Raw genomic sequence first — 13,935 nt, forward strand, 5'->3', positions numbered from 1 at the left:
TCCGCTCTACTTTACCGCTTATTCGGCGAGCGCGGCAAACGCGCTGTCGCGAATTTGTTCAACCGGCCCGACCCCGGCGATGCGGCGGTATTTCGGCGCGCCAGGCTCGCCCGACTGTGCCCAGGTATTGTAGTAACCCAGCAGCACCTCGGTTTGATTGTGATACACGTCCAGACGTTTCTTGACGGTTTCCGCCTTGTCGTCGTCGCGCTGCACCAGGTCTTCGCCGGTGACGTCGTCCTTGTTGTCCACCTTGGGCGGATTGAACTTGACGTGGTAGACGCGGCCCGAACCCGGGTGCACGCGGCGGCCGTCCATGCGCTCGATGATCGAGTCGTCCGGCACGTCGATTTCCAGCACATAGTCGACCGCCACGCCGTTGTCCTTCATCGAGTCGGCTTGCGCGACGGTGCGCGGGAAGCCGTCGAACAGGTAGCCGTTGGCGCAGTCGGGCTGCTGCAAACGCTCTTGCACCAGGCCGATGATGATGTCGTCGGAAACCAGGCCACCCGCATCCATCACCTTTTTGGCGGCTACGCCCAACTCCGTCCCGGCCTTGATCGCGGCGCGCAACATGTCGCCGGTCGAGATCTGCGGGATGTTGTATTTTTCTTTGATGAAATTAGCCTGGGTGCCCTTGCCTGCACCTGGTGCCCCTAAAAGAATAAGACGCATGAAAAAATTCCTAAAAACAGATTTTGGATGTGGTGAGTGTTTGCGTGGAGACAGTAGAAATACTGTAAGTCCGACTATGTTGGTACGAAACTTACCACAAAACTTCGTCTAAACGCCAATTTGTGACAGCTTGCGCCGCCCTTCGCTGGCAAAACGGGAGCATACAGAGATATTCCGTATGAATATCGCACTTGCTCCCTGTTTATGATTGATTTATGGCGATAAGTTGATCTATATCAATACAGCAGCCGAACCCGGGCCAGGTCTTCCGGCGTATCCACACCGGCGGCCGGCGCCGAGTCGGTGACATGGACGGCGATCGGATAGCCGTGCCACAGCACGCGCAGCTGCTCCAGCGCTTCGATCGATTCCAGCGGCGAGACGTCCAGCGCCGGATAGGCTTGCAGGAAATCATTGCGGTAGGCGTACAGTCCGATGTGACGGAGCGGTACGTAGCCGGCTGGCAGTGCTTCTTTGGACTGCACAAAGGCGTCGCGGTTCCACGGTATGGTCGCGCGGGAAAAATACAGGGCCCGTCCGGCCTTGTCCAACACCACCTTGACCACGTTCGGGTTGAAGGCGTCGGCAACATCGTGCAGCGGATGGGCGCAGGTCGCCATTGGCACGTCGGCGCCGATGCGGGCGGCCGCCGCTTGCAGCAGCGCCGGGTCGATCAGCGGCTCGTCGCCCTGCAGGTTGACGACGACGGCGTCGGCCGGCAGGTTCAGGGTGCGCGCCACTTCGGCGATGCGGTCGGTGCCGGACGGATGGTCGCCGCGCGTCATGCACACTTCCACGCCGTGCAGTTCGCAGGCGGCGCGGATGTCTTCATGGTCGGTGGCGACGATGATGCGCGCGGCGCCCGCCGAGGCGGCGCGCTCGGCCACGCGGACCACCATCGGCTTGCCGCCGAGGTCGGCCAACGGCTTGTTCGGCAAGCGGGTCGAGGCCAGGCGCGCCGGGATGATGACGATGAACGGGGACATCGGGGCGGAAACGGACTGCACCGCTCAATCCACCTTATCGTGCAGTTTATCTTGCAAAGTACGCGCCTCATCGGCCCACATGATCGGGATGCCGTCGCGGATCGGAAACGCCAGGCGGTCGCCCTTGCAGATCATTTCCTGGGCTTTCTTATCGTACTCAAGGGGGCCTTTGCAGACCGGGCATACCAGGATATCAAGCAATCTAGCGTCCACGACATTTCTCCACGATTTGGTCGGCCAGCGCCGCGTCGATGCGCGCCGTTACCGGGACGACCCATAGTCGCGGGTCGTCTCTGAGTTCTTCAATTTGCGCACATTTTACTGCATCCTTCTCGGTCATCAAGATGATATCGGCCTCCAGCAGCGCGAACGGACGGTCGGTGTAGTCGTGATGATCGGGCAAAGGCAGCTCGGCGATGGACAGGCCGGCGGCCTTGAGCATGCCGAAGAAGCGCGACGGATTGCCGATGCCGGCGGCGGCGGCCAGCCGCAAGCCGGGTTGGTTCAGCCCGGCCAACGGACGGCGCTGGCTCCGGTCGCGCAGTTGCTCGGCATACTCGCCCACCAAGGTCATCTGGATCGGCGCCAGCTTGTCGGGGTCTAATTTGTCGGGGTCAGACCCCGACATTGTTGCCGAGGCGGACCCGATGTCGGGGTCTGACCCCGACATGGACTTTCCAAGTGGGCAGCCGACGGCGCGTATCAGCTCGTCGGTCAGCAGCGGCGCGTTGATCACGGTGAAATCGCGCCGGCGCGAGACCGGCTCGCGCAGCGGCCCGGCCGGCAGCAGCCAGCCATTGCCGGCGCCGCGGCCGTCGAACAGGATGATTTCGATATCGCGTTGCAGCGCGTAATGCTGCAAGCCGTCGTCGGTCAGGATGATGTCCACGTCGGGATGGGCCGCCAGCAGCGCCCGCCCGGTGGCGGCGCGGTCGCGCCCGACCATGACCGGACAGCCGGTGCGCTGCTTGATCAGCAACGGCTCGTCGCCGACCTCGGCCGGCGTCGACAAGGCGCCCACTTCGCGCGCGCCGTCGCGGCCTTGCCCGCTGCCATGGCCGCGCGACACCACCCCCGGGCGCATGCCGGCCGCCTGCAAGGCTTGCACCAGCCAGATCGTCAGCGGTGTCTTACCGGTGCCGCCGATGTAGATATTGCCAACCACCACCACCGGCACCGGCAGCCGCGACGACTTGAGCAGGCCGGCGCGGTACAGCCGCGCGCGCAAACCGCTCAACGCGCGGAACAGCAAGGACAGCGGCCACAGCGCGCAGGCGAGCGGACCGCGCCGCAGCCAGTTGCGCGTCAGCGTCGTTTCCAGCGCGGACGATGTATGAGGACTAGGCGGCGACACTTATTTGGCGGCACCGGTCTGCGCGGCGAAGGTCAGCTTCTCATAACCGGCGATGCGGGCCGCCTCCATCACGTTGATGACCATCTGGTGCATCGCGAACTGGTCGGCGTTGACCACCACCACCGGCGACCTGCCCGGCTCTCCGCCCTTGTCGGCAACCGTTTTCATCGACTGCGCCAGGCCGGCCACGTCGCGGAACGACACCGGTTCGCCGTTGATCGTGTAGTTGCCCTTGGCGTCGACGGTCACGTTCAGTTCGAACGGCTTTTCTTCCTGCTTCTGCGCGTCGGCGGTCGGCAAGGTGATCTGCAGCTCGGTGAATTTGCTGTAGGTGGTCGAGACCATCAGGAAAATCAAAATCACCAGCAACACGTCGATAAACGGGATCAGGTTGATCTCGGGGTCCTCGCGGTGCCGGCCTTTGCGGAAATTCATGCGGACGTCCTTACTTGCGCTTGCTGTGCACAATGTCGACAAACTTCACCGCCTGCTGCTCCATCTCGATGACGAAGCTGTCCACCAGCGCGCGGAAGTGGCGGTAGAACACCAGGGTCGGCATGGCGATCGCGAGGCCGAAGCCGGTGTTATACAGCGCCACGGAAATGCCGTGCGCCAGTTGCGCCGGGTTGGAGCCGGTGGCGTTTTGCGAACCGAAAATCTCGATCATGCCGACCACCGTGCCGAACAGCCCCATCAGCGGCGCCAGGGTCGCGATGGTGCCCAGGGTGGTGAGGAAGCGTTCCAGCGTGTGGGCCACGCCGCTGCCGGCCTCTTCGATGGATTCCTTCATCACGTCACGCGGGGCGTCGACATTGCGCAGCGCGGCCGACAGCACCACGCCCAATGGCGAGCTTTTTTCCAGCTTGTCGATGACGCCGGTGTTGACGTTGCCGCCGCGATAAACCTGCACCACCTCGTCCAGCAGCTTCTTCGGCAGGATTTTGCTGCGGCGCAGGTACAGCAAGCGTTCGATGATCAGGGCCGTGGCGACGATCGAGGCGATCAACAACAACCAGATGGGCCAACCTGCGGCTTGGAAAATAGCGAGCAAAACGAACTCCTGTAGTGATATGAAACCCGAAGGCGCAATGTATCGTGTTGGACGACGCTCGGCAAGTAGCGAATGGCTGGACAGCAGCGCACCGCGCGGGGCGGCCGTGGAGTTCTGCACATTTTCTGTGGACAACGATGTGCGCAAGGCCGCGCAACAACGCCCAAGCCCTTGATTTAACAGGGAATTAGACCAGAGATTAAAAACCTCGCAGGCGCAGATGTCCGGGCCTGCATTTTGCCCTGCAAAAGTTGTGCCCACTTATGCCCACATTCTGTTGATAAGATTGTGTGCAAGCCGGGTGATGCCTGCCGATGTCCTTGATTTTAATCAATATTGTTATCCTGCATAAAAATCCGGCATATCATGGCTCGATGGAAGATGTGGCTTGGAAAATTATTTTTAAGGCAACTTAAAGCGCACCGTTGGCTCAAGCGGGAACTTCTGCACACTTTATGTGGATAAGATTGTTAGCAATACCCTCCATGCCTTATCAAGCCCTTGATTTTAAAAGGTAATTACTCCATGCGTAAAAATGACGCATGCAAAACACCCGTCGGCATGCGTGTTCGACGATTGGTATGGCACGCGACTTCTGCACATTAAATGTGGATAAGATTGTGCGCAACGGTTCCCGCCTTGTGCAAGATCGTTGATTTAAAAGGGATTTTTTGCCATGAGTAAAAATATGGCAGAGCGGCATTTCGATGACGCTTTGAGAGGTCAACGGGAGTTTTCCACTGAACTGGTCGCCAATGCTAGCGATAATGCCGGCCTATCGCGGCAAAACGCTCACTTCTGCACATTTTGTGTGGATAAGATTGTTAGCAATGCCGCCTACCCATTCCCATGTCATTGATTTACACCGAATAAATTGCCATGCACAAAAACGATGCATATCGTTTCCTCGCAACGGGCCTTCACCGCACGCCGCCGGCGCGAACCCGGGCCGCCATCACGTCGCCCGTCCGGCCCGGGAATACTGCTCAAGTTCTGCACAAGTTCTGTGGATAAAATTGTGCGCAATACTATGTTTGTCGCCCTAACCCTTTGATTTCGCTCAACTTACTTTCCTTGCGTAAATTTTAGGCATATAAAATCAGCAATAAGAAAACAACTATCGGTCACAAAAGTTTCACACAGCATTTGTGGATAACTTTGTGCGTAACCACCCTGCCTTACGGCAAAGTGCTTGATCCGTAAGGCTTTTTCGTCGCTGCACGCAAATACGGCAGAAAAGTTTAACCTTTAAAATCAAATACCTACCTATAATACCTCCTGCTTTTTGCGGCATATGACCGCTGTGTGACCAAACGCACATTGTGTGGATAGTTTATTTTTTTGAAATCTATGATGTTCGACGACCGCTCCGATTCCGCCCCCGCCGCCGCCCCCGTGATGACCGTGACCGCGCTCAACCAGGCGGTCGCGCGGCTGCTCGAGCGCTCCTTCCCGCTGGCCTGGATCGGCGGCGAGGTGTCCAATTTCACCCGCGCCAGTTCCGGCCACTGGTACTTCACGCTCAAGGACAACGCCGCGCAGGTGCGGGCGGTGATGTTCCGCGGCCGGGCGCAGTACGCCGACTTCATCCCGCGCGAGGGCGACAAGGTCGAGGTGCGGGCGCTGGTCACCTTGTACGGCGCGCGCGGCGACTACCAGATCAACGTCGAGGCGATCCGCCGCGCCGGCGTCGGATCGCTGTTCGAAGCGTTCCAGCGGCTGAAGGAAAAGCTGGACGCGGCGGGCCTGTTCCACGCCGACCGCAAACGCGCGCTGCCGATGTTCCCGCGCGCGATCGGCATCGTCACCAGCCCGCAGGCGGCGGCGCTGCGCGACGTGCTGACGGCGCTCAAGCGGCGCGCGCCGCACGTGCGCGTGGTGCTGTATCCGACGCCGGTGCAGGGACAACTGGCCGCCGAGAAGATCGCCAACGCCATCGACACCGCCTCGCTGCGCAACGAATGCGATGTGCTGATCGTCTGCCGGGGCGGCGGCAGCATCGAGGACCTGTGGTCGTTCAACGACGAGGATGTCGCGTACGCGGTCGCCAACTGCCGCATGCCGGTGATTTCCGGCGTCGGCCACGAGACGGATTTCACGATCTGCGATTTCGCCGCCGACCTGCGCGCGGCCACGCCGACGGCGGCGGCCGAACTGGCGGCCACGCCGCGCGCCGACTGGCTGGCGTCGCTGCGCGCCGACGCCACCGACTTGCGCCGGGCCATGCGCCGCAGCGTCAGCGAGGCGACGCAAACACTGGATAGCCACACGCGCCGCCTGCTCAATCCGGGCGCGCAGATCAAGCAGCAGCGTTTGAAGCTGCTGGCGTTGGCGACGGCGATGATGCACGCCAACCGCATGCCGCTGTCGCAGTCGCGTTACCAGCTCGATCGCTTGAGCGGCCGGATGGCCGCGCACAAGCCGGATGTGCGGGCGGCGCGTTCGGCGCTGGCGGGCTTGCGCCATCGCGCCGAGATCAGCGTGGCGACGCAGCTGGGCCGGCGCCACCATGCGCTGGCGGCGCTGTCGTCGCAGCTGGAGTTATTGAATCCGCAGCGCACCCTGGAGCGCGGCTACGCCATCGTCACCGACGACAAGGGCGCCATCGTACGCGCGCCGGCGCAGCTGCGTCCGCGCAGCACGTTGACGTTGCGGCTGGCCGAAGGCAGCGCGCAAGTCGGCATCGACTCGGTGCAGCCTTCGCTCGATTAACCCCGACAACGGCGGGGTCGTACCCCGTACGGGGTACGACCCCAGGGACGCGGCGGCCGCGTACCACGGTCGGGCCGGTGGGTTTCAGCCGGCCGACAGCATCGCCGACATCCCGATCAAGGTCGGATAGTCTTCGGTGATGACGTAGGTCGGGATATGCGACAGATAATCCGAAAACCGCCCCTTCTGCTCGAAGCGCGCGCGGAAGCCGGAATGCTCGAAGAACTCGCTCATGCGCGGCACGATGCGCCCGCCGATATAGATGCCGCCCTTGGCGCCCAGGGTCAGCGCCACGTTGCCCGCCACGGTGCCCAGCATTTCGCAGAACGCCTCCAGCGTCTCCTCGCACACCGGGCAAAGGCGATGCAAGCCCTGCTCCATGATCTCGTTGGTATTCAGGTTGCGCGGCTCCACGCGAGCCCGTTCGCACAGCGCGCGGTACACCAACCCCAGGCCGATGCCCGAGACCAGCCGCTCGCTCGACACGTGCTCGTGATAGCGGCGCGCATAGCGCAGGATATCGATCTCGCGCTCGTTCATCGGCGCGAAGGTGCTGTGCCCTCCCTCGCTGTCGATGGCGATCCAGCGGCCATCGACGCCGGACGGCACCAGTCCGGACACGCCCAGTCCCGCGTCCGCGCCGACCAGGCCGATGGTCGCGCCGGCGCGCGCCACGCCGCCGCCGATCTGGCGCTTGTGGTCCGCCGCCAGATACGGCAGCGCGCTGGCCAGGGCGGTGAAGTCGTTCACCACCACCAGCGATTTCAAACTGAATTGCGAGCACACCGCCTCAATCGAGAACGACCAGTGGTGGTTGGTCATCGTGACCCAGTCGCCGTCGATCGGGTTGGCGATGGCGATGCCGGCGAAGCGCGCCTGGTAGCCGCCCGCCGCCACCGTGGCCGGCTGCGACAGGTAGGCCACCAGCGCGGCGCCCAGGGTGGGATACGTGGCGCAGTCGGTGACCCAGATGGCGTCGATTTGATTGGGCGCCGTCTCCAGGCCGAAGCTGGCGCTGGTGCCGCCGATGTCGGCCAGCAGGCGCGGGCCGTTCGCCAGATGCGAAAAGTTTGCGCGATCCATGTCTCTTCCTTTTTTATTGTTGGTGCCGATGTTTGTTATGCGGATTATACGGCAGCACCCTTATGAAATCGTTTTCAACCACTGTTTTCATTAAATACCCGCCGCCGCGGAAAGTCAATCCGCCGGCGGAACTGGCCGAAAGGATAGTGAATATGGTAACCTTGGGTGAAAAGGTTTTCATAACATTTAAATAACAGGAATTCCCCTTGGCAGATCTCCCCTCGCATTCCGGCCCATCGACATTGATGGATGTTGCACGCCAGGCGGGAGTGTCGCCCAGTACGGTTTCCCGCATTCTCAACGGCACCGCCAAGGTGTCGGACGACAAGCGCGAAGCCGTGCTGGCCGCCATCACCAAGATGAATTTCGCCCCCAACCAGATGGCGCAGGGCCTGAAAAAAGGCCGCTCGCTGACCATCGGCATCGTGGTGCAGGATATCTCCTCCCCTTTCTTCGATGAAACGCTGCGCGGCGTCGACGACGGCCTCAAGGGCACCGGCTACGCCTCGGTCATCGTCAGCGGCCACTGGAACGCCGACGAGGAGGCCGAGCGCATCCGCCTGCTGCTGGCGCGCAAGGTCGACGGCATCATCCTGCTGTCGGGCCGCATCTCGGACGAGACGGTGCTCGGCTTTTCGACCCAGCGGCCAATCGTCTCGACCGGGCGAGAACTGCAGACCCGCACCGCGCTGGGCTTCAAGATCAACAACGAATACGGCGCCTATCTTGCCGTGCGCCATCTGATCGAGCTGGGCCACCGCCGCATCGCCTTCATCTCCGGCCCCGCCAACAACATGGACGCCGACGAGCGCCTGGCCGGCTACAAGCGCGCGCTGGAGGAGTCCGGGGTCGAGGCCGACCCGCACCTGATCGTCGAGGGCAATTACCACGAAGCCAGCGGCATGATGGCGATGAACCGGCTGTTCGATACGCACCAGCAATTCACGGCCGTGTTCGCGGCCAACGACCTGAGCGCCTATGGCGCGCGGCTAGCCCTGTACCGCAAGGGCATCCGCGTGCCGGACGACATCTCGCTGGTCGGCTTCGATGACCTGCCCGGCTCGTCGTACACCACGCCGCCGCTGACCACCATCCGCCAGCCGCTGTACGACATCGGCCGCATCGCCACCCACGCGCTGCTGCGCGTGATCAACGGCGAGGACGCCCAGGGCGAGATTCCGCCGCTGGAACTGATCGTGCGCGAGACCACGCGCAGGGTGCGCTGAGCCCGCCGCTGAGTATCCACACGGAAAGCGGGCCTTTTGAGCATGGAAGGCGCATCCGCTTTACAATGATGAACGTTTCGCCATAATTCACTCTCGGTTTTAACACCCCAAACAAAGGAACAACAATGGAACATACCCTGCCAGCACTGCCATATGCCATCGACGCCCTGGCGCCGCACATCTCGCAAGAAACCCTGGAATACCACTACGGTAAGCACCACCAGACGTATGTCACCAACCTGAACAACCTGATCAAAGGCACCGAGTTCGAGAACCTGTCGCTCGAAGAGATCATCAAGAAATCGTCCGGCGGCGTGTTCAACAACTCCGCCCAGGTGTGGAACCACACCTTCTACTGGAACAGCCTGACGCCAAACGGCAAAGGCGCACCGGACGGCGCGCTGGCCGAAGCGATCAACGCCAAATGGGGTTCGTTCGACAAATTCAAGGAAGAGTTCACCAAGTCGGCCGTCGGCAACTTCGGTTCGAGCTGGACCTGGCTGGTGAAAAAAGCCGACGGTTCGCTGGACATCGTCAACACCTCGAACGCCGCCACCCCGCTGACCACCGATGCCAAAGCGCTCATCACCTGCGACCTGTGGGAGCACGCTTACTACATCGACTACCGCAACGTGCGTCCTAAGTACCTGGAGACCTTCTTCAAGCTGGCCAACTGGGACTTCGCGGCGGCCAATTTCGCCTGAATGAACTAGTATCGCTGAAAAAGCCCGGCCCTCTTCGCGAGGTCCGGGCTTTTTTTTAATCCGCATGGAGACACCAATGACCTACCTCGCCTCACCCCATCGCTACGAAGAAATGCAGTACCGCACCTGCGGCCGCAGCGGCTTGAAGCTGCCGGCGATGTCGCTCGGCCTGTGGCACAACTTCGGCGACACCAACAACCTCGCCTCGCAGCGCGACATGCTGCGCACCGCCTTCGACCTGGGCATCACGCACTTCGACCTGGCCAACAACTACGGCCCGCCGTACGGCTCCGCCGAATCGAATTTCGGCCACCTGTTCAAGTCCGATTTCCAGCCCTACCGCGATGAACTGATCATCTCCACCAAGGCCGGCTGGGACATGTGGCCCGGCCCCTACGGCCAGGGTGGCGGCTCGCGCAAGTACGTGCTGGCCAGCCTCGATCAAAGCCTGAAGCGCATGGGCCTCGACTACGTCGACATCTTCTACTCGCACCGCTTCGACCCGGCCACGCCGCTGGAGGAAACCATGGGCGCGCTGGCGCACGCGGTCCAGCAGGGCAAGGCCTTATACGTGGGCGTGTCGTCCTACTCGGCCGAGAAAACCGCCGAAGCCGCGCGGCTGCTGCACGAGTGGAAGGTGCCGTGCCTGATCCACCAGCCGTCCTACAATATGCTGAACCGCTGGATCGAGGAAGACCTGCTCGACACCCTGGGCAAGCAGGGCATCGGCTGCATCACCTTCACCGCGCTGGCGCAGGGCATCCTGAGCGACAAATATTTGAACGGGATTCCGGCCGACGCGCGCATCAACCGTCCGGGCGGGGGCTCGCTGATGGCGTCGCACCTGAGCGAGGAAAACCTGGCCCGGGTGCGCGCCCTCAACGAGATCGCCAAGGCGCGCGGACAAACGCTGGCGCAGATGGCGCTGGCCTGGGTGCTGCGCGACGCGCGCATCACATCGACCTTGATCGGCGCCAGCAGCAGCGCGCAGATCCGCGAGAATGTCGCCGCGCTGAAAAACCTGCACTTCAGCGCCGACGAACTTGCCGCCATCGACCAGCAAGCCAAGGAGGGCGACATTAACCTGTGGGCGGTATCGTCCGCCCACAAGTAAACCAGGCCGCTAACTGGCGAGAAGATCTGAACCACGTAGGGCGGATTAGCGTAGCGTAATCCGCCACGCTCCGCCCGCAGCCTGCATTACTGACGCGGCGCCGGCTGCCCGTTAAGCCGCGACTTCTCCGTGCGCTCCAGCGGCACGTCGTCATCCGGCACGCTGCCGTCATCCTCCAGCGGCACCACGTCGTGGAAATCGCCGTCCACCATCGCATCGCCGCCAGGGATGGTTTCGATATGGTCGTAACCGATGTCGGCGCCGGCCGCCACCCTGTCCATCGCAACATCGCCACGCTCGCCGGTGCCTTCGGCATCGGTGTCGCTGTCGAGCGCCAGATCCGGATTGCCGGCCACGTCGCTACCGCTGTCGGAGTTGTCGCTTGGGCCGAGCGAACGCGTGCCGTGGCCGCGCCCCAGCACGCGATCGTTACCTGCCGGGATGTTATCGGGGTCGAGTGTACTGTCAGACATGATCTGCTCCTTCCAATGAAAACCCGATTGGACCACTGCGGCGGCGGCCGGTCCGTGCGCCCACTCGCATATAAGGGAGACGCATCCAGTGGCGCCCTATCGTCCCGATAGGAATTTTTTACTTTACAAATGTACTATTCATAGATATAGTTACTCCATACACACACGAAGGAGTCCATCATGAGCACCGTTACCAACAATCTACTGCGCGCCGCCACCATCGTTTTCGCCATCGCCTCGGGCAGCGCGGCCGTCGCCCAAACCACGTCGCCGGCCACCGGCACGACCGGCTCCGTCGCTGCAGCCAGCGGCGCCAGCACCAGCGCCACCAAGGCCGCGACCAGCAGCACCGCCGCCGCGCAGAACGCCGTCGCCGCCAGCGCTGTCGCCGCGAGCAAAGCCGAGCAGCCAACGGGCCTGACCCGCGCCCAGGTGCAAGCCGAATTCCTCGAAGCGCGCAAGAACGGCACGCTGCTGCAAACGGAAGCCGACTTCGACGTCGCGCAAACCCGCAAACACGTCGCCAACTAATCGCCTGCTCCAAGCCGATCGCCATGAACACGCGTCCTTCCTCACGCCCCCTGACCGCCGCCATGCTGGCGTGCGTGGTCGCGGCGCTGGGCGGATGCGCGGACATGGGCCACATCCAGCCGCGAGCCGTCGCGCTCAAGCCCGCGCAACTGAACCCCGGCAAAGCCATCGCCGCCGCCAGCGCGGACGTGGCCTGGCCCGGGGAGCATTGGTGGGAAGCGCTGCATGACGAACAGTTGAACGGGCTTGTGAGCGCGGCGCTGGCCGACAATCCGGGTCTGCGCGCGACGCAAGCGCGCGTGCGCCAGGCCGAATCGCTGGCGGGCGTCGCCAGGGCCGGCACCTTGCCGCGCGTGGACGCCTCGGCCAGCAGCGACCGCGAGCTGTATTCCGCGCACAGCACCGTGCCCGCGCCTTTGGCCGGCAACTACGCGTGGAAGAACACCGCCACCCTGTCCGGCTCCTACGACCTGGATCTGTGGGGCCGCAACCGCGACGCGCTGGCCGCCGCGCTCGACGAGGCGCGCATGGCGTCGGCCGAAGCGCAGATGGCGCGGCTGACATTGGAGACGGCCATCGTGCGCAGCTACATCCAGCTGTCGCTCGATTACGCGCTGCGCGACAGCGTGGCCGACAACCTGGCGCAGCGCCAGCGCATCCTCGAGATCACCCGCAAACGCCACGCGGCGGGACTGGTGAGCGACATCGACGTCACCAACATTGAAACGACACTGCCGGCGGGACGGCGCGACCATGAGCAGATCGACGAATCGATCGCCCTGGTGCGCAACCAGCTGGCGGCACTGATCGGCAAAGGACCGGGCGACGGTGAAACCATCGCCCGGCCGAAGCTGGCCCTTGAAGCGGGACACGGCGAAGCGGTGCCCGACACCTTGCCGGCGGAACTGGTCGGCCGGCGGCCGGACATCGTCGCCCAGCGTTGGCGCGTGGAGGCGGCCGGCGCGCGCATCGCCGGCGCGAAGGCCGACTTCTACCCGAACATCAACCTGGCGGCGTTCGTCGGCGTGCAGTCGCTGGGCTTCTCGCGCTTCCTCGACAGCCACTCGCAGATGCGCGGCATCACACCGGCCATCAGCCTGCCGATCTTCGACGGCGGCCGGCTGCGCTCCCAGCTAGGCAACCAGACCGCGATTTATGATGGCGCGGTCGAGCAGTACAACGCCGCCGTGGTGCAGGCGATGGCCGATGTGGCCAACGCGATGGTGCGCATCGCCTCCGTCAGGCAGCAGGACCTGTTGGCGCAACGCGCGCTGGCGTCGGCGCGCCGCCAGCAGCAGCTGGCCGAACGGGCCTACAACGCCGGCATGACCGACTCGCTCAACGTCATCAACGCGCAGCTGACTTTGTTAAACGAGCAGCAGCAAATGGCACAAGTGGCGAGCAAACAACTGGATAACTACGCTTTGTTGATGTCGGCGCTAGGCGGGGGCATAAAAGTGGATTAACCGGGGAGCTTCCAAGTACAATCAATCCTTTAAAAATTATAAGAGGAGCAAGGCAATGAGCAGTTTTGAAGCGACTAAAAAACGCCTGAAAAACATCCATGCCCGCATGCCGGACTTCCCCGAGGATCTGATGCGCCTGATGCGCATGACCTACCACATCCAAAAACGGATGAAAGATTTGAGCAACGCCGCGCTGCGCAAATATGACCTGGTGGACGCCAGCTACATGGTGCTGGCGGTGTTGTATGGCTCGGACGACGAGACCTCCACCGCCTCCACGCTGGGCGAGGCTTGCATGGAGAAGCCGGCCAACCTGACGCGCGTGTGCAACGACCTGGAAGCCCAGGGACTGATCACGCGCGGCAACCGTCCGGGCGACCGCAGGTGCGTGATGATTTCGTTGACCGACAGCGGCCGCGCGCTGATCGCCAAGGTGCTGCCGGAAGTATGGGCGGCGACCACCCACGCCTATGACGGCTACGACGCGGAAGAAGTCAAACAGCTGGAAGCGCTGCTGAAACGGCAGTTGAACAATCTAGAAGCACTTACATAGACGAACC

The 13,935-nt window shown here is 62.7% G+C and carries 15 protein-coding genes; 7 read left to right on the forward strand and 8 right to left on the reverse strand.

The genetic code is table 11. The features are described from left to right. Window positions 1-18: 18 nt before the first annotated feature. The 6 genes from adk to NHH73_23725 form a co-directional block, all read right to left on the reverse strand. The gene (gene adk / locus NHH73_23700; GenBank protein USX25556.1) at window positions 19-675 is read right to left on the reverse strand and encodes an adenylate kinase; all 657 of its coding nucleotides are present in this window, start codon (window positions 673-675) and stop codon (window positions 19-21) included. Window positions 676-911: 236 nt separating this feature from the next. Further along, window positions 912-1,661, reverse strand: coding sequence for a 3-deoxy-manno-octulosonate cytidylyltransferase (gene kdsB, locus NHH73_23705; GenBank protein ID USX29687.1), 750 nt, complete (start codon window positions 1,659-1,661; stop codon window positions 912-914). A 24-nt stretch (window positions 1,662-1,685) separates the two neighbouring features. Then, window positions 1,686-1,874, reverse strand: a complete 189-nt coding sequence (locus NHH73_23710; protein USX25557.1) for a Trm112 family protein — start codon at window positions 1,872-1,874, stop codon at window positions 1,686-1,688. Further along, window positions 1,864-3,015 (reverse strand): tetraacyldisaccharide 4'-kinase, encoded by a 1,152-nt coding sequence (gene lpxK / locus NHH73_23715; GenBank protein USX25558.1) that lies wholly within the window; start codon window positions 3,013-3,015, stop codon window positions 1,864-1,866. The genes NHH73_23710 and lpxK overlap by 11 nt, the downstream gene beginning before the upstream one ends. Continuing rightward, entirely contained in the window at window positions 3,016-3,450 is a 435-nt protein-coding gene (locus tag NHH73_23720; GenBank protein USX25559.1) for a biopolymer transporter ExbD, read from the reverse strand. A 10-nt stretch (window positions 3,451-3,460) separates the two neighbouring features. Further along, window positions 3,461-4,066 (reverse strand): MotA/TolQ/ExbB proton channel family protein, encoded by a 606-nt coding sequence (locus NHH73_23725; protein ID USX25560.1) that lies wholly within the window; start codon window positions 4,064-4,066, stop codon window positions 3,461-3,463. 1,350 nt (window positions 4,067-5,416) lie between these two features. Between NHH73_23725 and xseA the strand changes: the two genes are divergently transcribed. Next, on the forward strand, window positions 5,417-6,778 hold the full coding sequence (xseA, locus tag NHH73_23730) for an exodeoxyribonuclease VII large subunit (protein ID USX25561.1): 1,362 nt from the start codon (window positions 5,417-5,419) through the stop codon (window positions 6,776-6,778). A gap of 84 nt (window positions 6,779-6,862) precedes the next feature. Here xseA and NHH73_23735 read toward each other — a convergent pair whose 3' ends face one another. Continuing rightward, window positions 6,863-7,861, reverse strand: a complete 999-nt coding sequence (locus NHH73_23735; protein USX25562.1) for a glucokinase — start codon at window positions 7,859-7,861, stop codon at window positions 6,863-6,865. A 245-nt stretch (window positions 7,862-8,106) separates the two neighbouring features. Here NHH73_23735 and NHH73_23740 point away from each other — a divergent pair, with 245 nt between their 5' ends. The 3 genes from NHH73_23740 (at window position 8,107) to mgrA (ending at window position 10,905) form a co-directional block, all read left to right on the forward strand. After that, a complete protein-coding gene (locus tag NHH73_23740) occupies window positions 8,107-9,087 on the forward strand; it encodes a substrate-binding domain-containing protein (GenBank protein ID USX29688.1) in 981 nt (326 codons plus the stop codon). A gap of 125 nt (window positions 9,088-9,212) precedes the next feature. After that, window positions 9,213-9,791, forward strand: coding sequence for a superoxide dismutase [Fe] (gene sodB / locus NHH73_23745; GenBank protein USX25563.1), 579 nt, complete (start codon window positions 9,213-9,215; stop codon window positions 9,789-9,791). Between the two features lie 76 nt (window positions 9,792-9,867). Then, complete coding sequence (gene mgrA, locus NHH73_23750; protein ID USX25564.1) at window positions 9,868-10,905, forward strand: L-glyceraldehyde 3-phosphate reductase; 1,038 nt, start codon at window positions 9,868-9,870, stop codon at window positions 10,903-10,905. 86 nt (window positions 10,906-10,991) lie between these two features. Here mgrA and NHH73_23755 read toward each other — a convergent pair whose 3' ends face one another. Then, window positions 10,992-11,378 carry a hypothetical protein gene (locus tag NHH73_23755; protein USX25565.1) on the reverse strand — a complete coding sequence of 129 codons (387 nt, stop codon included), beginning with the start codon at window positions 11,376-11,378 and terminating at the stop codon, window positions 10,992-10,994. A 180-nt stretch (window positions 11,379-11,558) separates the two neighbouring features. On the opposite strand from NHH73_23755, the gene NHH73_23760 reads away from it, so the two are divergent. The 3 genes from NHH73_23760 to NHH73_23770 are packed head-to-tail and all read left to right on the forward strand — an operon-like array spanning window position 11,559 to window position 13,928. Beyond that, window positions 11,559-11,909: a DUF4148 domain-containing protein gene (locus tag NHH73_23760; GenBank protein USX25566.1), complete on the forward strand. Its 351-nt coding sequence runs from the start codon at window positions 11,559-11,561 to the stop codon at window positions 11,907-11,909. Window positions 11,910-11,932: 23 nt separating this feature from the next. Continuing rightward, a complete protein-coding gene (locus NHH73_23765) occupies window positions 11,933-13,375 on the forward strand; it encodes an efflux transporter outer membrane subunit (GenBank protein ID USX25567.1) in 1,443 nt (480 codons plus the stop codon). Window positions 13,376-13,430: 55 nt separating this feature from the next. Then, window positions 13,431-13,928 (forward strand): MarR family transcriptional regulator, encoded by a 498-nt coding sequence (locus NHH73_23770; GenBank protein ID USX25568.1) that lies wholly within the window; start codon window positions 13,431-13,433, stop codon window positions 13,926-13,928. The last annotated feature ends 7 nt before the right edge of the window (window positions 13,929-13,935 follow it).

The organism is Oxalobacteraceae bacterium OTU3CINTB1 (assembly GCA_024123955.1).
In the GTDB taxonomy this organism is placed as follows: Bacteria; Pseudomonadota; Gammaproteobacteria; order Burkholderiales; family Burkholderiaceae_D; genus Rugamonas.